Genomic DNA, 22861 nt, shown 5'->3' on the forward strand with positions numbered 1-22861 from the left:
TACAATTTAAAACAAAACTTAAAACGCATATTAATTTATTTTAATATGCGTTTTTTTATTATTTTTAATTCAAAACACTCAAAACCAAATATATGAACGGAAATTTACTTTTAAGAATCGCAACTGCAATCATACTTCTCTCCCACTCTGTTTTTGGAATTTTCAATAATGGTATAAACGATTTTGGAAATCTATATCTTAATCAGATTGGTTTTGCGCCGTTTGGTGTTTTTCTGGCATGGTCAATAAAAATTTCGCACATCATCGCTGCTATATTGTTACTACTAAACAAATATGTTAAGCCTGCAGGTTTTGTTACTATTTTTATTTTGATAATGGGTATAATTTTAGTTCATTTTCAGGAAGGCTGGTTTGTTGTTGGAGGCGGGAGAAATGGTGTAGAATATAACTTCTTACTGATTTTTGTTTTATTAGCCATTATGTATCCAAACGGTTTTAAGAAATCTGAATAATTTAAAAGTTTTAAAGTATGGAAATTACCTGTAAAAATTGCAATCAGACTTTTAAAGGACATTACTGCAATAATTGCGGACAACCTGCTGATACACACAAAATAAATGCACATTTTTTATGGCATGATATTCAACACGGATTATTGCATTTTGATAATGGAATTCCTTATTCGGTTAAACAATTGTTTACAAGACCCGGTCATTCAATTCGGGAATTTATTGAGGGAAAAAGAATAAGACATTTTAAGCCTTTGTCTTTAGTTGCGGTTTTGGGAGCGCTTTATGGTTTTTTATATCATTATTTTCATATTGATATATTTGAGACTTCTACAGACTCAGAAATAGATATAAGTGACTACAATGAATGGATGACAAATCATTTTGCCTGGGTAACGATTGCCACAATTCCAATATACACGATTGGATCATATATTGTTTTTAAAAAACAAGGCTATAATTTTTTTGAGTTATTTGTATTAAACACTTTTAAGGCTTCACAAAGACTTTTTGTACAAATTTTGGCATTTCCTATACTTTTATATTTAAATAGTAAACATCATGCGGAGAAGTTTTCCTCTATAACTTATCTACTAGGAATTATATTAATATTATGGACAAACATTCAGTTTTTTAATAGAATGCCAAGAACAAAAGCTTTCTTTTTAACGATATTAAGTCACCTGATTTTTTTGGTTGTTTTTACAATAATACTGGTTATAATTCTTGCCTTGCTTGGAAAACTTCCTAAATAATTAATTACAAATATCCTAATGAAACGAGGTGCCCTAGCCCTGATGGGAGGGAAAATCCTTTTGTGCCGGGGTTCGGCACAAAAGATTTGGAAGGACAGCAGGAAATAGCTCCTAATTCTGCTACTGATCAAAAAAAAAGGTCCAACTTTTGCGTTGAACCTTTGAAGAGAATTAATAATTTGCTTTCTGAAATTATTATTTTTTTGCTTTTACAGCTTTTTTGCTTTTATAATACTTATTGTATTTTGGATATGTTATAAGTGCAATTAAAGAAATGGTTCCTAGTGAATAATAAACCCAGCTTAATGAATGCGCTTCTCCGCTTGCGTAAGAATGCAGACCAACCAAATGGAAATTTACTCCATAATAGGTAAATAAAATAGATACAAAGGCGTACATACTCATTACATTGAAAAACCATTTACTACGAAGCGATGGTACAAAACGAGCGTGAATTACAAATGCATAAATCATGATTGAAATTAATGCCCAGGTTTCTTTTGGATCCCATCCCCAGTAACGTCCCCAGCTTTCGTTGGCCCATTGTCCTCCAAGAAAGTTTCCTATTGTTAACATAATCAAACCAATAGTCAATGCCATTTCGTTGATATAAGTGATTTCTTTTATGTTTAATTCCATTTTGGCCTTGTTTTTCTCATTGGTAAAGAAAATCAATATCAGGGCTACAAAACCTAAAATCATTCCAAGTGCGGTAGGCCCGTAACTTGCCACAATAACAGCAACGTGAATCATTAACCAATATGAATTTAGAACAGGCTGTAAATTGGCAATTTCAGGATCAATCCAGTTGGCGTTTGATGCCATGAAAATCATCGCCGTCACAAATGCTGCAGATGCCACAGTAAGTTTCGATTTTCTATCAAAAGCCAATCCAAAGAACATTGTTGACCAAGCCACATACACAATGGCTTCATAAGCATTACTCCACGGTGCGTGACCCGAAATATACCAACGGGCAATTAATGCAGCTGTGTGCAATACGAAGATTATTCCAATTAATATATGAAAACCATTTACAGTGATTCGTAACCATTTTTTATCGAAAAAGGTACTGAAAAGTGTAAAAATCAACATAAAGATTCCTGAAAGGGAATACCAATAAAACATTTTTGGCAAAATATTATACTTATTGTAGGCGATCTCAAGATCAATTTTTTGTTCGCTCGGAAGTACTTTACTGCCAAATTTCTTCTGAAAACCATTAATACTTTCTACCAGCTGATCGGCAGTATCAAAGTTTTTAGAAATCGAACCGTTGTTTAATGCACTAAAATACATTGGAAGAATTTGCTTTACATAAGTAGAATCCATTCCCTTTAAACCTGCATTATTCAATTCTAAATAAGAGATCCATTTGTTGTTAGGATCATTCGGAATTGGAAATATTTTTAAGATACTACCACTCAACGCAGATTCCATTAAGTTTACTTTTTTATCAGCTTCGATAAAATCTCTCTCAAAACTATTTGGATTTCCTGCCTTGTAAGCAGCATCTAAATAAGGTGCAAGTTTATAATTTCCGTTTTCGTCAAAAAACTTTACAAATGGAGCTAATTTTGCTTTTCTGTCGATACCAATAATTTTACGAATACTGTCATCTTTTGTATTCAGATAAATAATAGGAACCTGAATCCAAACCTGAGCGTATTGTGTCATCGATAAAAATACCTGATCAGAATTCATTCCGTTATAGGTATCGCTCTGACTCACTTTTCTCAATAATTCAGATGAAAAAGTATTGATAGGTTTCATTCTACCGCCTGCATCCTGAATAATCAAACGGCCAAATTTTGCAGCATGTCCTACAGGAGCTTTATAAATTGTCAATAACGAATCTATTTGTTTTTGGCTTGGCGGAGCTGTAACATGATTGGCATGATCATTTGGATCTTCGTTATGCGAATGATTATGTTCATGAACATGAGGTGCCTGTGCAAAGCCATTCAAACTAAACAATAAAACGAAAATGGTAATTAATTTTTCTTTTTTCTTTTTCACAGTTTCCAGTTTACGTTTTAAATCTGCAAAACGAGAATGTTTAGTAAACATAATGGCCATTAAACCAAAGTACAACATAAAATAACCAAAATAGGTGATATTAGTTCCCCAGAAATCGTGGTTTACAGATAATACAGTTCCTTTTTCGTCCGGATCAAATGATGATTGAAAAAATCTGAATCCTTTATGATCTAAAACGTGGTTCATATAAATATCAGCATCAAAAGTTTCTGCAGAATCCTGAACGGTTACTTTACTTTCAAAAGCCGAATAACTTTTCTCTGTTCCTGGATATTTTGTGGCTATAAAGTCGTTTAATTTTACTTTAAACGGTAAAACATAAGCTTTACTTCCGTAGAATAAAGTATATTCTATTTTTCCAATTTTAACTGTTTGTGGTTCACCAATACTACCTTTAGAACCTAAAAGTCTTACTTCTTTTTCCTGTCCGTCAGCTTTTACTTTTACAAGTAAAGCATCGGTATGAGATTTTGCTTTAAAATCGTTATTAGACTCATAATCAACAGTTCCTTTTACAGCAGGATCCGGGAAAACGATTCTAATATCACCAATACTATATAAAGATCGCATCATTAACGGCTGCACATTATCTTTAGTAACATCACCTTCAAGCTTATCGGCCATTCTCATGAAACGTCCTTCAAAAGGAGTTTGAATAGTATATTTTTCACCAGTTGTATTGATGTTTATAGCGCCGGCAGTAGGTTTATTCAAAGCAAATAAAACATTGTGAATGTTCTGAACTTCACCTTCTTTCAGAAAATGTTCTTCACGCCCGCCTGCTCCTGCTTCTACCAGTTTAAGGTATAAAGTTCCGTTTGCATCCGGTTTTACAATTTCTTTAGCACCCATGATATAATTTTTGTAACTCACTTCAAAAGGAGTTTCATCAAATTTTCCTGAAATACTAAAATCATTATTGGTAACTGGAGATAATAAAAGGCTTTTTTCAAAAACTCTTCTTCTTGGTTCACCTTTGTATTCGCCGTCTGCAAATATAGTGATGAATGTTTTATCAGAATAAATTTGGTTTTCCGCAGCGCCTTCGCGGATTGGCATCATACCTTCGTAACTAATATAACGTGTAATAAAAGCTCCTAAAAGAATAAAAATAAAGGCAAGGTGGAGTAATAAAGTCGCCCACTTTTCTTTTTTTAATAATTGATAGCGTTTGATGTTTCCGAAGAAATTGATGAGGAAGAAAACCATTATGGCTTCAAACCACCAGGTATTATAAATTAAAATTCTGGCTGTATCGGTATTGTATTTACTTTCGATAAAAGTTCCAACACCCATTGCGATTGCAAATGTTAAAAAAAGAACGGCCATTAATCGTGTAGAAAACAAAAAAGAGAATATTTTTTTATCCATTTTTGAGGAATTACATTGTATAAAAGTGCCACAAAAGTACTTAAAAATGTTGAGTATCGATATTTGCCATTTGTTAATTAAAACCAAAAATAGGTTTAATTTAGTTTGATGTTTTCATCTTAAACAAGTTAAATACTACAATTAATCTATTTTAGAATTTCTTTGAAAATGAAAAAAAATCATTAGATTTGTGTAATCGATTACATTTTTAATTTATATTTGAAAAACAAGAATTATTTCAGAATTGATAAAAATCGAGTTTCAAAATACGAATTACAGCTATTAATAACCAAACTCATATAATTTCGAAATGAAAACTAACTCAACTAACTTATTGTGCATTTTAGCCGCTTTTTTAGCGACTTGCTTTTCAGGAAGTATTCAGGCTCAAAAATCCAAAACAGCTGAAACTTATACAGGAATCGAATTTAAAATGGCCAAAGTTCAGGAACCTCAAATTCCCAATAATTCCGTCAATATAAAAGATTTTGGAGCTGTAAACGGCGGTTACACTCTTAATACAAAGGCTTTCGCCGATGCTATTGATGCTGTTTCAAAAATAGGGGGCGGAAAAGTTGTTATTCCGCCCGGAATATGGCTTACCGGACCCATTATTCTGAAAAGTAATATTGAACTGCATGCAGAAACCGGAGCTTTGATTAAATTTTCGACAGATAAAAGTCTATATCCTATTATAGAAACCAGTTTTGAAGGCTTAAACACCTGGCGCTGCATCTCTCCTATTTATGGTAAAAACTTAGAAAATATTGCATTTACCGGAAATGGTGTTTGGGATGGCTCAGGCGAAGTTTGGAGACAAGTTAAAAAGAGCAAACTAACCGATAGCCAATGGAAAAAAGTGATTGCTTCCGGAGGGGTTTTAAATGAGAAAAAAGAAAGCTGGTATCCCTCTGAAACTTTTATGAAAGCTTCTATTGGCGCCGATCAAAATGTTCGTCTTGATTTAAAAACAAAAGAAGAATTTGAAGCCATTCATGATTTTCTTCGCCCGGTAATGGTTAGTATTCAAAACAGTAAAAGAGTACTTTTTGACGGACCTGTTTTTCAAAATTCTCCAGCCTGGAATATTCATCCTTTAATGGTTGAAGATTTAATTGTTAGAAATATAACCGTTCGCAACCCTTGGTATTCTCAAAACGGAGACGGTCTTGATGTAGAATCCTGCAAAAATGTATTGATCGAAAACTCCAGTTTTGATGTTGGCGATGATGCCATTTGTATTAAATCAGGAAAAGATAAAGACGGTCGCGACCGTGGCGTTCCATGCGAAAATATTATTGTACGAAATAATATCGTGTATCACGGACACGGCGGTGTAACGGTAGGAAGTGAAATGTCTGGAGGCGTAAAAAATCTTCACGTATCTAACTGTACTTTTATGGGAACTGATGTTGGATTGCGTTTTAAAAGCACACGCGGACGTGGCGGAATTGTGGAAAATATCTATATTTCAGATATTTTTATGACCGATATTCCATCGCAGGCAATTTCTTTTGACCTTTATTATGGAGGAAAATCTATCGCAGAAACTTTAGCCGAAGGCGGAAATAAAATCAATACAAAAGCGGTTCCGGTAAATGAAGAAACACCGCAATTCAAAAACATTTCGATTAAAAACATTACCATTACTGGAGCTTATCAAGCTGTATTTTTACAAGGTTTACCTGAAATGAATCTGGAAAATATCGAAATTTCAAACTTAACTGCAAAAGCAGAAAAAGGTTTTTCAATCATCGATGCAAACGGAATTAAAATAACAAATGCCAAATTAGACATCAAAAGCCCAACTATTTTTGAAATCTATAATGGGAAAAATATGTCTTTAAAGAATGTAGAATTCAACTCAACTTCTGCAAAAGCCGTTACAATAGATGGCGCCGCAAGTGAGAAAATTGAATTAGTTTCTTCTAAAGATCTAAATTATTCTAAAACAACGACTATTGGTGAAACTGTTGCTAAAGGAGCGGTGAAAATGTAATTCTTCATAAGAGACGTGCCGCGGTGCGTCTCTACTTTCAAAAAATAATGCTAATTTTGCGTTATGATTAAAATAACGTTAATTGGTTCCGGAAATGTTGCACAGCATTTGATAAAAGCTTTTGCTAAAACTGAACTTGTTGAAATTGCACAGGTTTTTTCCAGAAAAAAAGAAACTCTGGCTTCTTTGATTGAATTTGATAAAATTGTAGACGATTTTCAGGATTTAAAAGAAGCTGATTTATATATTATTGCCGTAACAGATAACGCAATTGCAGAGGTTTCAGCAAAATTACCTTTTATTAACCAGCTTGTGGTTCATACTTCGGGAACGGCTTCAATTGAGACTTTGGATGACAAAAACCGTAAAGGCGTTTTTTATCCCCTTCAAACTTTTTCTAAAAATAAGGATGTTGATTTTTCAGTGATTCCGATTTGTCTGGAAGCAGAAAATACATTTGATTTTCGTGTTTTAGATACTGTAGCAAAAAGCATTTCAAAAGCTGTTTTTCCTATAAATTCAGAGCAGCGTAAGGCACTTCATGTCGCTGCAGTTTTTGTGAACAATTTCACGAATCATTTATATCAGATTGGTCAGGAAATTTGTGAAGAAAATAAGGTTCCTTTTGAAATATTGAAACCTTTAATTCAGGAAACGGCTGATAAAATCAATACTTTAAATCCAACCGAAGCTCAAACCGGACCTGCAAAACGCAGTGATTCGACTACAATTGAGGCGCATTTGGAGTATTTAACAAATGAAAATCAAAAGAATATTTATAAAATACTAACACAATCTATACAAAATAATGGCAAAGAGTTATAAAGAAATAATGAACGATATCACAACATTTGTTTTTGATGTTGATGGCGTACTTACAGACAGTTCCGTTTTTGTAACCAGCGAAGGGGAAATTCTTCGCACGATGAATATTCGTGATGGTTTTGCCATGAAAGCAGCTGTAGAAAGTGGCTATCATGTTTGTGTTATTTCTGGCGGAAGTAATGAAGGTGTGCGTGTTAGACTTCAAAATTTAGGCATTAAAGACATACATTTGGGAACTCCAAACAAGGTTGAAACCTTTAAAGAATATACGGATACTTATAATATTAAACCAGAACAAGTTTTGTATATGGGCGATGATATTCCCGATTTTCATGTTATGAAATTAGTAGGTTTACCAACTTGTCCGCAAGATGCAAGTCCTGAAATCAAAAATATCAGCCGTTACATCTCTCACGTAAAAGGCGGACGAGGCGCTGCACGTGATGTAATCGAGCAAGTAATGAAAGTACAGGGAAAATGGATGGAGTATTTTAACGGTCAACACGATTAGTTTTTCAGTCTCAGTTTGTTTCAGGTTTCAGGTTTCAAGTTTTTTGAAAATGCGCAAACTTTGGCAACCTGAAACCTGAAACAAAGAAAAACGTGAAACAAAAAACCTCAGAACCTTAGCAACTTAGCCACTTAGAACCTTCAAAAAAAAATGAAATACCTTAAACTCATTCGTTACCAGAACCTGTTAATGCTGGCATTTATGCAGCTTTTATTTCGTTATGCATTTTTAAAACAGCAGGATATTCCTTTGGCTCTGGCAGACTGGCAATATGGATTATTGATTTTAAGCACCGTTTTATTAGCGGCAGCGGGATATGTAATTAACAATATTCTTGACATTGCGACGGATAGAATTAATAAACCAAATGATGTTGTAATTGGTAAAGGCATTTCTGAAACCCGTGGTTACAATATTTATATTGGACTAAATATTACCGGCGTTGCCATAGGCTGTTATTTGTCAAATGTGATCATGAGACCAAGTTTTGCCGTGATTTTTATATTGATTGCTTCTGTGCTTTATTTCTATTCTACAAGCTTAAAACAAATTATGGTTTTAGGAAATTTTGTGGTAGCTTCAGTGTTATCGCTTAGCGTTATAATTATTGGTGTTTTTGATATTTTTCCGGCAACGACCGGCGAAAATCGGGCGCAAATGGCAAGTATGTTTTCTATATTAATTGATTATGCTTTATTTGCCTTTATGATTAATTTTATTCGTGAAATAATAAAAGATATCGAAGATGTAAATGGAGATTATAATCAGGGAATGAATACGTTACCCATTGCAATTGGAAATAGCAGAGCTGCAAAAGTGGCTTTGGGCTTTGCTGTAATTCCGTTTATTCTAACACTATTTTATATCGATAAATACTTTATAGAAAACAATCTTTATATTGTTACTTTATATGCTTTTGCTTTTGTTTTAGCGCCTTTAGGATATTTTGGTGTAAAAATAGTTAGTGCTAAATCTCAGAAAGATTTTCATCATTTAAGTACGGTTTTAAAACTGATTTTGCTTTTCGGAATTTTATCAATTTTGATTATTACCTTAAATATCAAGTACAATGCTTAAAGAAAAATTAAAAAAATATACGCTAATCCTCGCTTCGGGGTCGCCGCGAAGACAGCAGTTTTTTAAAGATTTAGATCTTGATTTCGAAATCAGGTTAAAAGACATCGAAGAAATTTATCCTCCAGAATTAAAAGCTGTTGAAATAACCGATTATTTGGCTGAATTAAAAGCCAGTGCATTTGAAGGTGAACTAAAAGAAAATGAAATTTTAGTAACCAGCGACACCATTGTCTGGCATCAAAACAAAGCATTAGGAAAACCTAAAAGTGCCGAAGAAGCTTTTGAAATGATCAAATCAATGTCGAATACTACACACGAAGTATTTACATCGGTTTGTTTTAAAACGAACGCTGCTTCTACCCTAATTAATGATGTAACCAAAGTAACTTTCACAGATTTGTCTGACGAAGCTATTTTATATTATATAGAAAACTACAAACCTTATGATAAAGCCGGAGCTTATGGTATTCAGGAATGGTTTGGTTTTATGGCAGTTGCAAAAGTTGAAGGTTCTTATACCAATGTTATGGGCTTGCCAACAGCTAAAGTTTACGAATATTTGAGTACTTTAGTGTAAAAATTTATTTATGTTTTCTTTTAAAGAATATAGCCAGGAGATCTTAACCACCGTCATTCTTTTGTTAACTTTAATGGCGTTACGCGTTATAATTGCAAAATTAATTCGTCGTTATGCGCATTCAAGTCAATTATTGGAACACCGGACTAATTTGGTTATAAAATATATTCACATATTGATGAATATATTGGTAACCATTAGTTTAATTGTTATTTGGGGGGTTGATACCAAAGATATTTTTATTACCGTTTCGTCAATTGCTACCGTTATTGGCGTTGCCATGTTTGCGCAATGGTCTATTTTGAGCAATATAACTTCTGGAATGATTTTGTTCTTTTCATTTCCTTTCAGAATTGGCGATACTATTAAAATCCATGACAAAGATTTTCCCATCGAAGCAGAAATAGAAGACATTAGTGCCTTTCATGTTAATCTTCGAACAAGAGATGGCGAAAGAATCATTTTCCCGAACAACCTACTGCTTCAAAAAGGGATTTCAATCATGCCAAGCCACTATGAAGATAAAGAGTTTTTCGATTAAAATCTATAATGGGAATCTTGTAAAGTAATATTAGAAACGTACAACACAATTTTGTGGGAAATTAAGGAATTTTGTATAGATCAATTTTCGATCCATGTAACTTAATTTCTATACCAATGATTCGAACAATAAAATTGCCGTTTTACGCTAAACTTTCCTTCATACTTATAACTTTACTTTGTTTTGCATTTATATTTTGTATCGGAAAAGATATCATTACACCCGTATTGATGGCCTTTTTATTTGCCGTTTTATTGCTGCCTATTTTTACTCTTTTTAACGTACGATTTAAATTTCCCAGACATCTTGCCGCTATACTTTGTGTCTTGATATTTGCTGCGTTTATTGTAGGTATATTAGTCTTTATCTCCTATCAGGTTAAAGATATTGCTAACGATTTTGATGCTATAAAGAAAAACATAAATGTCTTTATAACTGAGGTTCATAAGTTTATTAAAGATAATTTTCATATCAGCATTGGTGAACAAAAAAAATACATTGATACGGTTACCAAAGATTCTGTTAAAAATGGCGGTGTTGTCACTTTAGGTTCTGCAATACTATCTATCACCGATCTTTTAATAGATTGTACTATTATTCCAATTTATACGTTTTTGTTCTTGCTGTATAAAGATCATTTTATTCTTTTTTTGGCAAAATTAGTGAACAAAGAAGACCATTCTGCTTTAAAAGATATATTGGCACAAATACGGGTTTCTATAAATAATTATATTGTTAGTTTATTATTAGAAATGATTGTAGTTTCCATTTTGACTGGTTTAGGATTTTGGATTGTTGGCGTCAAATATTTTATTCTATTAGGATTAATAACCGGAATTTTAAACCTAATACCTTATATAGGTATTACTATTGCAGGTATTATAAGTCTTTTGGCATCTTTATCCGGCACGCCCGAGACCTCTATGGTGTTAAGTATTCTGTTAGTAAATCTCGTTGTTCAGTTAATTGATAATAATTTACTTGTGCCTTTAATTATTAATTCTAAAGTAGAAATTAATGCCTTTGTATCTATTTTGGGAATCATTGTTGGAGGAGCCGCTGCGGGAGTTTCGGGAATGTTTTTGGCAATTCCGCTTTTAGCTATTTTGAAAATTATTTTTGAAAGAATAGAATCGTTAGAACCGTGGGGATATTTAATGGGAAATCATATGCCGAGAAAATTTACGTGGAGAATCAGAAAACTCAAAATTGAAAATTAAATAATAAATGATTCTTTTAAAAAATATGAGTTTTATTTATCTTATATTCATGTAAAAATTATCTGTAAAAAGCCCACTATACTTAATGTTCCGAAACTTTAAAATAATACTTTCTATTTTACTATGCTTCTTTTTGCAGAGCATTTGTGCGCAGGTAGATAAGCCAAAATTGGAAACAAAAAAAGATAGTGCGGCAATGTATAAAAAAATCCAAAACTATTCTAAAAAGCACAAGTTTACCAAAACTTTGCACAAATTACTTTTTAGAGCCAATAAACCTAAAAAGAAAGAAGCTGAAATTATAGAAAAAGATACGGCCAATTACGATGGTAAAATCATTAGAAATATAAATGTAATAACCTTAGATCCGTTTGGTCATTCGATAGCAGATACTACAGCAAGGCCTCGAAATTGGGGAGAACGAACCGGTAATAAACTTCATCTTAAAACAAAAAAAATAGCGATTTACAATTTATTGCTGTTTAAAAGAAATGTTCCGTACGATTCTTATAAAGTGCAGGAATCTGAGCGTCTTATACGTGCGCAGCGATATGTAACGGCCGTTCGAATTACAAAGCAATTAGCGAGTCCGGCATCAGATTCTGTAGATGTTACCATTCGCGTTTTAGATTCCTGGAGTACGATTCCAAAATTCTCGATATCAGGCAGCCGCGTTTCTGTGGGGTTTAAGGAAAAAGATTTTTTTGGTTCAGGACAAGAACTTGAATATCGTTTTACCAATCGTTTTGATGACGGCCAAAATGCCAATGATGTTATCTACACCATACCAAATATCAAGAACACCTATATTAGTACCAAACTAAGATACAATATGGATTTGGATAATAATTATTCTAAAAGTATTGATATTGAACGTGATTTCTACTCGCCATTGACCAAATGGGCCGGCGGAATGTTTTTTGCCCAAAATTTTAGACGAGATACGCTTCAGGCGCCTTTACCTGATACAACATATGCTTTTCAGCCTTTTAAAAATAATATACAGGATTTTTGGGTAGGAAAAGCATCAAAGGTTTTTGAAGATGATAATAATGGCGTTACCAATTTAATTGTATCTGCCCGTTTTCTGAATGTTGATTATACCGAAATGCCATCAGACCTATATGATCCAACGCATTTTTATTCTGATGAAAAACTGCTTTTAAGCGGTATCGGAATCAATACCAGAAAATTCGTCAAAGACAGTTATATTTTTAGAAATGGTGTAACAGAAGACGTCCCGATTGGTAGAATTTATGGCATCACACTTGGTTATCAGTATAAAAATAAATATTGGCGGCCCTATGTTGGAGCTCAGTTTTCTTTTGGAAATTACTATGACTGGGGATTTTTAAGTACCAATTTTGAAGCCGGAACTTTTTTCCATCAATCAAAAACGTATCAGACTTCGTTTTTATTTGAGTCGAATTATTTTACCAAATTATATAGTATAGGAAATTGGAAATTAAGACAATTCGTTAATCCAAAATTGGTTTTAGGTGGAAATCGGCAGGAAATTATTGGAGACGAACTTAATTTAAACGAGCAAAATGGTCTTGCGGGTTTTAATGCTGCATTATACGGTACCAGTAAAGCAGTTTTATCATTACAGACACAAACGTATTCTCCGCATGCCTTGTGGGGATTTCGTATGAATCCGTTTTTTAATTACTCTATTGCCGTGTTAGGAAGTCCGAATGATGCCATGTTCAACAACAAGGCTTATCAAAAAGTAACAATTGGTTTGGTGATCAGTAATGATTATTTAGTTTTCAGTTCCTTTCAATTATCGCTGTCATACTATCCAAGCATACCGTTACAAGGGGATAATGTATTTAAAACTAACACTTTTGAAACCACAGATTTTGGTTTACAGAATTTCGAACTTGCAAAACCAAGAATTGTTGAATATAAATAATCGATTTTGTCTTCTTATTTTTTGAAAAAAAAACGAAAAAAAAGTGCTTTTTTAAAATTTTAGTAACTTTTTAAAAATCAACACATTCCCAATACAGTAGCGGTTTTACATCGACGAAACATGTATTTTATTCGTCAAAATACCAGCTGTTTTCATTTTTGGCACAGTATATGAATATCGTTAAATAACATTACGATTAATATAAAAAACTAAACAAAATGAAAACAATTAAAATAGCAATCGCGGGATTATTTCTTTTGGTTGCAAATGCCACACAAGCCCAGGTATCAGTTAATGTAAATATAGGAACACCTCCAGCTTGGGGACCATCTGGTTATTCTGAAATGGAATATTACTATTTGCCGGATGTTGAAGCGTATTATGATGTTAGAGCTTCACAGTTTATTTATTTTGGAGGAGGAAGATGGGTTAGAGCAACTCGTTTACCAAGACAATATCGTAACTATGATTTGTACGGAGGATATAAAGTAGTTTTAAATGATTATCATGGAAGAACGCCTTATACGTATTTTGACAGACACAGAGTAAAATATTACAAAGGATATCATGGCGCACCACAAAGACCATACAGAGCAAGACCTGTGTATGGCTACAACGATCGTCATGACCACAGAGATGACAGACGCCACGATAACAGACATCATGATAAACATGATAGACACGACAGACACGATCATGATGATCACGATGATCACCGTGGAAGAAGATAATAAAATAATAGCCAATTTTTTTAAAGGAGAGTATCAAAATAACGATGCTCTCCTTTTTATTTTTGTTTTTTCTAGGTTTTCATCTTAAAAATCGGATCGATTTTTGAGCATTAACATTTCATTTAAATACTGTTCCGTAAAATAATTACTATTTTTGAAGCTATTTCAAAAAACAATCAAATCACACCATGCGAAAAATACAGGTTCAATTAATTCTTTTATTTTTTATAGGTTTTCAAATCTCTTTTGCACAACAACCACAAAAACCAAGTTCTGTAGAAATTTACAATCAAATTAAGAAACTAAACTTTTTAGGTTCTGTATTATATATTGCTGCACATCCCGATGATGAGAATACCCGTTTAATCTCTTTTATGGCAAATGAAATGAATGCCAGAACAGGATATTTATCATTAACCCGAGGCGATGGAGGACAAAACTTAATTGGCCCCCAATTGCGTGAATTATTAGGCGTTATAAGAACTCAGGAATTAATTGAAGCACGAAAAATTGATGGCGGAGAACAGTTTTTTTCTCGTGCCAATGATTTTGGTTTTTCTAAAAATCCAGACGAAACTTTACAAATTTGGGATAAAGATAAAGTCCTTGCAGATGTTGTCTGGACAATCAGAAAATTTCAGCCGGACGTTATCATTAATAGATTTGATCATCGCTCACCTGGAACCACTCACGGACATCACACATCATCAGCAATGCTGAGCATTGAAAGTTATAAATTAACAAACGATCCTAAAATATATCCGGAGCAATTAAAATATGTTAAACCATGGCAGGTAAAACGTCAGTTTTTTAATCCTTCGTGGTGGTTTTACGGAAGCCAGGAAAAATTTGATGCAGCAAATAAATCAAAGTTCACCAAACTGGAAACAGGTGTATATTATACCGGAATTGGAAAATCTAATCAGGAAATTGCCGCTTTAAGCCGCAGCCGTCACCAATCGCAGGGTTTTGGAAGCACTGGCGTTCGTGGAAACGAAACCGAATATCTGGAACTTATTAATGGAGAAAATCCTAAAGATCGCGATAATTTATTCGACGGAATCGACACAACATGGAACCGTGTTAAAGGAGGAAAACCTGTTGGAGAATTAATTTCTAAAATTATTTCAAACTATAATTTCAGCAATCCATCTGCCAGTATTCCTGATTTGGTAAAAGCCTATTCGATGATTCAATCTTTAGAAGATGATCATTGGAAAGAGCTAAAATCTAATGCAATAAAAAACATTATTGCCTCTTGTTCCGGACTTTATCTGGAAGCTGTTGCCAGCGAACAGGAAGCAACTCCGGGAAGTACTGTAAAATTAAGCCTTGAAGCCATAAACAGATGTGCTGTTGCAATGGAATTAACGAGCGTAACAACCTTGCCGGATAATAAAACTAGAGTTCAAAACAGTATTTTACAAAACAACAACGATCAGAAAATCAATCTTCAGATTCAGCTTCCAAATACAATTGAATACACGCAGCCTTATTGGTTAAAAGAAAAAGCAAGCGTAGGAATGTACACGGTTTTGAATCAGGAAAATATTGGAATTCCGGATATTATCAGAGAAACAAAAGCTATTTTTAATGTCAAAATAAATGGTGTTGAAATTCCGTTTGAGCGCACTGTTGTTTACAAATATAATGATGGTGTAAAAGGTGAAATGTATAATTTTCTGGATATAGTTCCAGAAGTTACTACTTCAATTCTGGAAAAAGTTTTACTGTTTGGAAGTACTAAAAGCAAAATGATTCCTGTAAAAGTTCGGGCAGGAAAAGATGATATTAAGGGCGTTTTGCAACTTGAATTACCAAAAAGCTGGGCAGTTTCTCCAAAAGAAATTCCGTTTAATTTGGCGAAAAAAGGAATTGAGCAAACTTTTTATTTTGAAGTTACACCACCAACATTACCGGAAGAAGCCGTTGCAAAAAGTGTAGCAATTGTTGACAACAAACGTTTTGACAAAAATGAAATTATCATTGATTTTGATCATATCACAAAACAAATGGTTTTAAAATCAGCCGAATCAAAATGTATTCGAATTGATTTGAAAACTTCCGGAGATGCTATTGCCTATATTATGGGCGCGGGCGACGAAGTCCCGGAAAGTTTGGCACAAATGGGTTATAAAGTTACGATTGTAAAACCAGAAGAAATTACGCCTGAAAAACTGGATTCCTTTAGTACCGTAATTACCGGAATTCGTGCTTACAACACCGTAAATGCATTAGCAAACAAACAAAAAATACTTTTTGATTTTGTAAAAAGCGGTAAAAACATGATTGTTCAGTACAATACTTTTGGCAGAACTGTAACCGATCAGATTGCACCATATCCCTTAAAAATATCAAATGATCGTGTTACCGAAGAAAACGCAAAAGTTACTTTTTTAGCACCAAATCACCCTGTCTTAAATACGCCAAACAAAATCACACCAAAAGATTTTGAAGGCTGGACACAAGAACAAGGTTTGTATTATCCTAATGAATATGATGCTGCCTTCACTCCTATTATATCATCGCATGATAAAGGCGAATCTGCTAAAGATGGCGCTTTATTAGTAGCACCATACGGAAAAGGATATTACATTTACACAGGCTTAAGCTTTTTTAGGGAATTGCCTGAGGGCGTGGCCGGAGCTTACAGGTTATTGTCGAATATTATTTCGCTGAAACAGCCAATAGAAGCGCCTAAACAAGAACTAAAAAAATAGAGATTTCAAGAATATGGAAGCTAAAAAAACAAAAAAATGGAAAAAAAGCTACACCTACGTTTTGGTAGCCAACGCAATTTACATTGTGATTTTTTTCTTAATCATGCAATTATACTCATAACCTATGCAATTATTTGACTGGATCGTATTGATCGTTACGCTTTTATTTATTGTTGGTTATGGATCCTGGAAAACCAAAGGAAGTAAAAACGTCGAAGATTTTATTTTAGGAAATAACGAAACTCCCTGGTATACAGTTGGTCTTTCGGTAATGGCGACACAAGCCAGCGCAATTACTTTTTTATCAACTCCCGGACAAGCCTATCATGACGGAATGGGTTTTGTGCAGTTCTATTTTGGATTGCCCATTGCAATGATTGTGATTTGTTTGACATTTATTCCGCTTTATCATAAAAATAAAGTTTTTACCGCTTACGAATTTCTGGAAAAACGATTCGACTTAAAAACGCGTTCTCTTGCCGCTATTCTTTTTTTAGTGCAAAGAGGTTTGGGAACCGGGCTTACCATTTATGCTCCTGCGATTATTTTGTCGGCTCTTTTGGGTTGGAATTTAACCTTTATGAACATCATGATTGGTGTTCTTGTCATTATTTATACCTTTTCGGGAGGAACAAAAGCTGTAAACGTAACACAGAAACAGCAAATGTTTGTGATCATGTCGGGAATGTTTATCACGTTTTTCCTGATTTTACATTATTTGCCAAATGATATGACTTTTAACAGCGCACTGCATATTGCCGGTGCAAATGATAAAATGAATATTGTTGACTTCTCTTTTGATCCCGAAGAAAAATATACTTTTTGGAGCGGTATCACAGGCGGATTTTTCTTAGCCCTTGCCTATTTTGGAACAGATCAATCGCAGGTTGGTCGTTATTTATCAGGAAAATCGGTTCGCGAAAGCCAAATGGGATTAATTATGAACGGACTTTTAAAAGTTCCTATGCAATTTTTTATTCTGTTAACCGGAGTTATGGTTTTTGTGTTTTTCCAATTCAATCCGGTTCCATTAAATTTTAATCCAAATAACAAAATTGTCATTGAAAAATCGGCTTTTAAGGAAGAATATCATGGCTTGGAAAAGAAATTAAGCAAACTTTCTGAAGATAAAAAAGTAATCAATTTATTGTATATCGATCAGTTGAATCAGGATTATGACAATCCGATTTTGCGTAAAGAGCTAGTTGCTTTATCCAATAAAGAAAAAGATCTGCGCGACCGTGCCAAAGAAATTATTTCAAAAGCCGACAGTAATAGTGAAACAAATGATAAAGATTATGTGTTTTTCCATTTCATTTTGCATTACTTGCCAAAAGGTTTAATTGGTTTATTATTGGCTGTAATTCTTTCTGCAGCAATGTCATCAACAGCTTCAGGACTAAATGCATTGGCTTCGACAACGGCAATTGACATTTACAAACGAAATCTTAAAACCGAAAAATCTGAGAAACATTATTTAAATGCAACAAAGTTCTTCACTCTTTTCTGGGGAATTGTAGCTATACTTTTTGCCTGCGTGGGAACTTTGTTTGAGAATTTAATTCAGCTTGTCAATATTATTGGTTCTATTTTTTACGGAACAGTTTTAGGAATATTTTTGGTTGGATTTTATTTGCGTCGCGTAAAAGCAAAAGCCATGTTTATCAGTGCAATCATTAGCCAGACCACTATATTTATTATTTATTATTTTATGATTTACAGTCAGGAAAAATTGGGTTATTTATGGCTTAATTTTATTGGGGCAATGTTGACAATCATATTGTCATTGTTGATACAATTTTTCTTTTTTAGAGGAGAAAAAGACGTTGATGAAGTGGTTTTGGAATAATTTTAATGATTAAACGAGACAGTTTTTATCTTTCAAAAACTGATTCTAATTATAGATGTTATTGATAAACAAAAAATAGTTAATATTTTTATATTCAAGTAATTGAAACTATCATAACTATGAAAAAGAAATACCAAATCGTAAAGATCATAAAAAGAGTATGGTTTACCATTGCTATTTTGTTTACGATTTGGTTGTTTTATTCTTATCAGGCTAAAAATGTTCCTGATTCTTATTTAGAAACCAGTGCCGAAATTTCAGTAAAAGATAGCGATGATTATTTTCTGTTTGAACCAAAACAAAAATTTGATAAAGTCTTTATTTTCTTTCCCGGCGCAATGGTTGATCCGGAAGCTTATGTGCCTTTATGTAGAAAAATTTCAGAAAACGGAATCAAAGTTTATCTGATAAAAATGCCCTGGAGACTGGCTTCAAAAGGTTACGAAATTCCGAAACAGCTTGATTTATTTGCAGATAAAACCAAAACCTATATTTTATCGGGACATTCGCAAGGCGGGAAAATGGCTGCTCAGTTTGTAAAAGAAAATCCTGATTTAATTCAAAAACTGATTTTAATTGGAACAACACATCCTCGAGATATTTCATTGGCAGAAAGTAAAATTCCAATAATGAAGATATACGGTTCAAAAGATGGTGTTGCCGATGAAAAAACAATTTTTAAGAATAAAGCTAAACTTCCTCCAAATACAAAATTTATAAAGATCGAAGGAGCCAATCACGGACAATTTGGCTATTATGGTTTTCAATTGGGAGACGATTCTGCAACAATTTCCCGCGAAAAACAACAGGAAGAAACACTTCGCCACATACTCAATTTTATAAGTAAATAATTATATTGTAATTGTAATAAAAAGACTATTTTAGTATTTCCAAAATCTAGCCTTAAACAAATAAACAATTTAAAATACTGATTATCAGTTCGTGACTAATTGCTAAAGTAATTTAACACTTAGTAAATGAAGTTTTCAGACGATATAGAGAAAAATCAAAACCTTAAACAAAATGAAAGACCTACATAAAATCAGCAATAAGACCAAAGCTGCTTTCATTTTGCTGATTGTGATGCTGATTATTATTTTAAGTAATTTCAATACGCTTCAAAACTCAAAAAAGGTAAATGAAAATATAAACGCAATCTATAAAGATCGTTTGGTGGTGGCACATTATATTTTTCAATATTCAAAAGAACTTCATTTTATAAAAGCCGAAGCAGAGAAATTGAATCTCAGTGATACTATTAAAACAGATGAAATTATCAGCACATTAAAAGTAATTCATTCGATAGATCATTTATACGAAAAAACAGTTTTGACACCAACCGAAAGAATATTTTTTCAAAATTTTCTAAATTCCTGTAATACAATTAATAAACAAACCCAAAATAAAAATTGGGATCAAATTGCAAAATCGAGTGAAAAAGCTTTAAAAACTTTAGAACAATTATCTCAAATTCAAATTACAGAAGGAAAAGTAAAATTGGCCAGCGCAAATGCCATGTATAATGATAATAATAGCCTAGGACAACTGGAGATCGCTTTGCTCATTGTATTGGGCGGAATTACTTTTTATTTATTAATTGTCAAAAAAACAAAACGTACTATCAAGATTCCTGAGCCTCCGAGTATGAATTAGAGATTTTGTTTCAGGTTTTCACATTATATCTCATTTATGTTTTCTTATTTTTGCAGAATACATATCGTGAGATTTCTTCGTTCCTCGCAATGACAAAAAAAATCCCAAATTCCAAAGTCAAAGCTTTTGGAATTTGGGATTTAAAATATATGGAATTTAATAATTCAAAGAATTATTATCTGCTCCACTCCGCAATACTATCTTTATTTAATTTTACGTAATCCTGATTATTTGCAGTTTCAGCAGCGGCCAATGAAGCTTTTGCCGTTTCAACTGCGCCTTTTTTGTCTCCTTGTTTTGCCTGAATCAATGATTTTAATCTTAAGATAAAATAAGGTTTTTCAGTACTCATATCTAGAGATTTATCTACATAAGTTCTTGCTGTTTCGATATTTCCGTTTGATTGAAACAAATATTGAGATGCAGCAAAATAATCATTCGCTGTTGGTCCGCCTAAAGTTTTTTCAATACTTGCGATCGCATTTTTTGCAGTTGGAACTTCAAATTTTAAAGCAACATGAGAGTTTTCCCAAGCCATTTCTAAATAACCAAAGTTTGGATCTAAACCATTAATCCCGATTGTAAATGTCTCAACAGGAGTTGGTAAAGCCTCTTCTTTTACTGTAGTTCTTAAAACAACATACGATTCATTCCAATTTTCAGGTAATCCCCAGTTATCTGTAGAAAGATAAAAAATCACTTCCCAGCTTTCGATTTTAGGAATTGTATATATTGCATATTTTCCTTTCTTCAATGTTTTACCATCAATAATAACATCATCGCTAAAATTAATGATTGTATTTTCGTTAGCACCGGTTCTCCATAATTTGCCAAATGGAACTAAATTTCCAAATACAGCTCTTCCTCTGGCACCTGGTCTTGAATAAGTAACTTCAACATCTGTTAAGCCTACAGTTTGTTTGATATAACCTTTCGGACTCGCTTGTGGTGTTTTTATTTGTGCTTCTGTAGCAAAAGGAGCCAAAATAATGGCTAATGCAATAAGTAGTTTTTTCATTTCTTGAGTTTATTTGTTTTGTTCAAATTTACAAATTCAATTAGCGAACAAATGTTAAATATTATATAATTCAAGCGCCTAGCTGTGATATTTTTTGTGCATTTAATTCGTTAAAATGGTTGATAACCAAATCAGCAGCAGATAAATCCTGCATTTTAGAATGATGACTATTATAACCTACACAAAACAGATTTGCTGCTTTTGCCGCTTTCACTCCGTTTGTACTGTCTTCAATTACAATACAATTTTCTGCAGGCGCCACAGACAATGATGCTGCATGAAGAAAAATTGCCGGATTAGGCTTTGATTGCGGAAAATCTTCTCCGCTTACAATATGCGTAAAATACGAATGCAAATTAAATCTTGTAAAAACACGATCAATCGTTACTTTTGATGCTGATGAAGCCAGAATCAGCTGTATTCCATTGGCATACAAGTCTTTGATTAAATCTTCTACCCCCTCTAACAGATACAAATCTTCTTTGGTATCAAAAGCATCATTAAAAATATTTCTTTTTCTCTGAATCAGATCTTCAACTTCATGTTCAATCGCTGGAAAAAAGCCTTTTAGAGTTTGAAAAGTATTTCGGGTCGAAAACCCTGTAAACGAAGTATACATTTCTTCGGTTACTTCGATATTTAATTCTGTAAATTGTTTATAATAAGCATAACGATGAACGGGTTCTGTATCCACAATTACGCCGTCCATATCAAATATTACTGTTTTTATCATTTCTTTTTTAAGTTTCTAAGGTTCTGAGGTGCTAAGTCGCTAAGTTTTTTTTGCTATAAGTTTAAAATCTTAGCAGCTTAGAAACTTAGCATCTTAGCAACTTATTTTTTCAACAAATATCTAATCACTGTTTCGGCAGCGTGAAGTCCAAATAATCCTGGCATATAGCTGTTGGTTCCGTAGAATGATTTTTTGAAGTTTTTCCCGTCGGTTAATTTTAAGCTTTTTTCGTCCTGAATTTCAGAAGAGAAAACCACTTTTAATTTGTTTATTTTTACTTCTTTCAGACGTTTTCTGATCGTTTTAGAAAAATAGCAGTTTATTGTTTTAGAAATATCGCTCACTTTTACTTTCGAAGCCAGCATTTTTCCGCCAGCGCCCATACTGCTTATGATTTTTACTCTTTTGCGTTTGGCTGCAATAATCAAATTTAATTTTGGTGTGATACTGTCAATACAATCCAAAACATAATCAAATTCTGGAGAAACAATCTCAAAAGCACGTTCCGGAGATAAAAATTCCTGTACACGAGTAAGTTTCAATTCCGGATTAATATCCATCAATCGATCGCCAACAATTTTTATTTTTGGCTCACCAACTGTCGAATGCAAAGCTGGCAATTGTCTGTTTATATTCGTAATATCCACTACGTCACCATCTACAATTGTCATATTCCCTACTCCTGCTCTTGCCAAAAATTCTGCTGCAAATGAGCCAACTCCTCCTAAACCAACTACTAAAACATTCGAGTTTTGCAAGTTCTGTAATCCTTCTTTTGTAAATAAAAGCTCGGCTCTTTCTGTCCACTCTGCCATATAATCTTCTTATTTTTGTTAAGTTTATTTTGTTTCAG

The 22861-nt window shown here is 33.3% G+C and carries 19 protein-coding genes; 15 read left to right on the forward strand and 4 right to left on the reverse strand.

Features of this window, described 5'->3' with window-relative positions; all coding sequences use genetic code 11:
- The first annotated feature begins 92 nt into the window (after nucleotides 1-92).
- Together SD960_RS01915 and SD960_RS01920 are read left to right on the forward strand one after the other, a co-directional pair.
- Nucleotides 93-473, forward strand: coding sequence for a DoxX family protein (locus tag SD960_RS01915; protein WP_318800546.1), 381 nt, complete (start codon nucleotides 93-95; stop codon nucleotides 471-473).
- A gap of 17 nt (nucleotides 474-490) precedes the next feature.
- On the forward strand, nucleotides 491-1225 hold the full coding sequence (locus SD960_RS01920; RefSeq protein WP_318800547.1) for a DUF3667 domain-containing protein: 735 nt from the start codon (nucleotides 491-493) through the stop codon (nucleotides 1223-1225).
- Between the two features lie 195 nt (nucleotides 1226-1420).
- Here the strand turns inward: SD960_RS01920 and ccsA are convergent, their stop codons facing one another.
- Nucleotides 1421-4636, reverse strand: a complete 3216-nt coding sequence (ccsA, locus tag SD960_RS01925; RefSeq protein WP_318800548.1) for a cytochrome c biogenesis protein CcsA — start codon at nucleotides 4634-4636, stop codon at nucleotides 1421-1423.
- Nucleotides 4637-4946: 310 nt separating this feature from the next.
- Here ccsA and SD960_RS01930 point away from each other — a divergent pair, with 310 nt between their 5' ends.
- The 13 genes from SD960_RS01930 (at nucleotide 4947) to SD960_RS01990 (ending at nucleotide 20257) form a co-directional block, all read left to right on the forward strand.
- The gene (locus tag SD960_RS01930; protein WP_318800549.1) at nucleotides 4947-6635 is read left to right on the forward strand and encodes a glycoside hydrolase family 28 protein; all 1689 of its coding nucleotides are present in this window, start codon (nucleotides 4947-4949) and stop codon (nucleotides 6633-6635) included.
- A gap of 63 nt (nucleotides 6636-6698) precedes the next feature.
- Nucleotides 6699-7460 (forward strand): Rossmann-like and DUF2520 domain-containing protein, encoded by a 762-nt coding sequence (locus tag SD960_RS01935; RefSeq protein WP_318800550.1) that lies wholly within the window; start codon nucleotides 6699-6701, stop codon nucleotides 7458-7460.
- Entirely contained in the window at nucleotides 7444-7971 is a 528-nt protein-coding gene (locus SD960_RS01940) for a KdsC family phosphatase (protein WP_042566914.1), read from the forward strand. The genes SD960_RS01935 and SD960_RS01940 overlap by 17 nt, the downstream gene beginning before the upstream one ends.
- A 150-nt stretch (nucleotides 7972-8121) precedes the next feature.
- Nucleotides 8122-9048 carry a geranylgeranylglycerol-phosphate geranylgeranyltransferase gene (locus SD960_RS01945; protein ID WP_318800552.1) on the forward strand — a complete coding sequence of 309 codons (927 nt, stop codon included), beginning with the start codon at nucleotides 8122-8124 and terminating at the stop codon, nucleotides 9046-9048.
- The gene (locus SD960_RS01950) at nucleotides 9041-9625 is read left to right on the forward strand and encodes a Maf-like protein (protein ID WP_318800553.1); all 585 of its coding nucleotides are present in this window, start codon (nucleotides 9041-9043) and stop codon (nucleotides 9623-9625) included. Before SD960_RS01945 ends, SD960_RS01950 begins: the two co-directional genes overlap by 8 nt.
- Before the next feature lie 10 nt (nucleotides 9626-9635).
- A complete protein-coding gene (locus SD960_RS01955) occupies nucleotides 9636-10166 on the forward strand; it encodes a mechanosensitive ion channel domain-containing protein (RefSeq protein WP_318800555.1) in 531 nt (176 codons plus the stop codon).
- Nucleotides 10167-10282: 116 nt separating this feature from the next.
- On the forward strand, nucleotides 10283-11386 hold the full coding sequence (locus tag SD960_RS01960; RefSeq protein WP_318800556.1) for an AI-2E family transporter: 1104 nt from the start codon (nucleotides 10283-10285) through the stop codon (nucleotides 11384-11386).
- A 169-nt stretch (nucleotides 11387-11555) separates the two neighbouring features.
- On the forward strand, nucleotides 11556-13304 hold the full coding sequence (locus SD960_RS01965; protein WP_318800558.1) for a hypothetical protein: 1749 nt from the start codon (nucleotides 11556-11558) through the stop codon (nucleotides 13302-13304).
- 218 nt (nucleotides 13305-13522) lie between these two features.
- A complete protein-coding gene (locus tag SD960_RS01970) occupies nucleotides 13523-14035 on the forward strand; it encodes a hypothetical protein (RefSeq protein ID WP_318800559.1) in 513 nt (170 codons plus the stop codon).
- A 188-nt stretch (nucleotides 14036-14223) separates the two neighbouring features.
- A complete protein-coding gene (locus SD960_RS01975; protein WP_318800560.1) occupies nucleotides 14224-16755 on the forward strand; it encodes a PIG-L family deacetylase in 2532 nt (843 codons plus the stop codon).
- Between the two features lie 124 nt (nucleotides 16756-16879).
- On the forward strand, nucleotides 16880-18604 hold the full coding sequence (locus tag SD960_RS01980) for a sodium:solute symporter (protein WP_318800561.1): 1725 nt from the start codon (nucleotides 16880-16882) through the stop codon (nucleotides 18602-18604).
- Nucleotides 18605-18723: 119 nt separating this feature from the next.
- Nucleotides 18724-19455 carry an alpha/beta hydrolase gene (locus SD960_RS01985; RefSeq protein WP_318800562.1) on the forward strand — a complete coding sequence of 244 codons (732 nt, stop codon included), beginning with the start codon at nucleotides 18724-18726 and terminating at the stop codon, nucleotides 19453-19455.
- Between the two features lie 172 nt (nucleotides 19456-19627).
- Entirely contained in the window at nucleotides 19628-20257 is a 630-nt protein-coding gene (locus SD960_RS01990) for an MCP four helix bundle domain-containing protein (RefSeq protein ID WP_318800563.1), read from the forward strand.
- Between the two features lie 175 nt (nucleotides 20258-20432).
- On the opposite strand, the gene SD960_RS01995 is transcribed toward SD960_RS01990, so the two are convergent.
- The 3 genes from SD960_RS01995 to SD960_RS02005 form a co-directional block, all read right to left on the reverse strand.
- The gene (locus tag SD960_RS01995) at nucleotides 20433-21275 is read right to left on the reverse strand and encodes a DUF2911 domain-containing protein (RefSeq protein ID WP_318800564.1); all 843 of its coding nucleotides are present in this window, start codon (nucleotides 21273-21275) and stop codon (nucleotides 20433-20435) included.
- A gap of 70 nt (nucleotides 21276-21345) precedes the next feature.
- Nucleotides 21346-22008, reverse strand: coding sequence for an HAD family hydrolase (locus tag SD960_RS02000; protein WP_318800565.1), 663 nt, complete (start codon nucleotides 22006-22008; stop codon nucleotides 21346-21348).
- Between the two features lie 101 nt (nucleotides 22009-22109).
- Nucleotides 22110-22823, reverse strand: coding sequence for a tRNA threonylcarbamoyladenosine dehydratase (locus SD960_RS02005; protein ID WP_318800566.1), 714 nt, complete (start codon nucleotides 22821-22823; stop codon nucleotides 22110-22112).
- Between the last annotated feature and the right edge of the window lie 38 nt (nucleotides 22824-22861).

The sequence above is a fragment of the Flavobacterium sp. MMLR14_040 genome (genome assembly GCF_033657265.1).
GTDB lineage: Bacteria > Bacteroidota > Bacteroidia > Flavobacteriales > Flavobacteriaceae > Flavobacterium.

Coding starts and splice junctions, on each gene's coding strand:
- SD960_RS01915 (WP_318800546.1), top strand. CDS start 93: ATGAACGGAAATTTACTTTTAAGAATCGCAACTGCAATCATACTTCTC.
- SD960_RS01920 (WP_318800547.1), top strand. CDS start 491: ATGGAAATTACCTGTAAAAATTGCAATCAGACTTTTAAAGGACATTAC.
- ccsA (WP_318800548.1), bottom strand. CDS start 4,636: ATGGATAAAAAAATATTCTCTTTTTTGTTTTCTACACGATTAATGGCC.
- SD960_RS01930 (WP_318800549.1), top strand. CDS start 4,947: ATGAAAACTAACTCAACTAACTTATTGTGCATTTTAGCCGCTTTTTTA.
- SD960_RS01935 (WP_318800550.1), top strand. CDS start 6,699: ATGATTAAAATAACGTTAATTGGTTCCGGAAATGTTGCACAGCATTTG.
- SD960_RS01940 (WP_042566914.1), top strand. CDS start 7,444: ATGGCAAAGAGTTATAAAGAAATAATGAACGATATCACAACATTTGTT.
- SD960_RS01945 (WP_318800552.1), top strand. CDS start 8,122: ATGAAATACCTTAAACTCATTCGTTACCAGAACCTGTTAATGCTGGCA.
- SD960_RS01950 (WP_318800553.1), top strand. CDS start 9,041: ATGCTTAAAGAAAAATTAAAAAAATATACGCTAATCCTCGCTTCGGGG.
- SD960_RS01955 (WP_318800555.1), top strand. CDS start 9,636: ATGTTTTCTTTTAAAGAATATAGCCAGGAGATCTTAACCACCGTCATT.
- SD960_RS01960 (WP_318800556.1), top strand. CDS start 10,283: ATGATTCGAACAATAAAATTGCCGTTTTACGCTAAACTTTCCTTCATA.
- SD960_RS01970 (WP_318800559.1), top strand. CDS start 13,523: ATGAAAACAATTAAAATAGCAATCGCGGGATTATTTCTTTTGGTTGCA.
- SD960_RS01975 (WP_318800560.1), top strand. CDS start 14,224: ATGCGAAAAATACAGGTTCAATTAATTCTTTTATTTTTTATAGGTTTT.
- SD960_RS01980 (WP_318800561.1), top strand. CDS start 16,880: ATGCAATTATTTGACTGGATCGTATTGATCGTTACGCTTTTATTTATT.
- SD960_RS01985 (WP_318800562.1), top strand. CDS start 18,724: ATGAAAAAGAAATACCAAATCGTAAAGATCATAAAAAGAGTATGGTTT.
- SD960_RS01990 (WP_318800563.1), top strand. CDS start 19,628: ATGAAAGACCTACATAAAATCAGCAATAAGACCAAAGCTGCTTTCATT.
- SD960_RS01995 (WP_318800564.1), bottom strand. CDS start 21,275: ATGAAAAAACTACTTATTGCATTAGCCATTATTTTGGCTCCTTTTGCT.
- SD960_RS02000 (WP_318800565.1), bottom strand. CDS start 22,008: ATGATAAAAACAGTAATATTTGATATGGACGGCGTAATTGTGGATACA.
- SD960_RS02005 (WP_318800566.1), bottom strand. CDS start 22,823: ATGGCAGAGTGGACAGAAAGAGCCGAGCTTTTATTTACAAAAGAAGGA.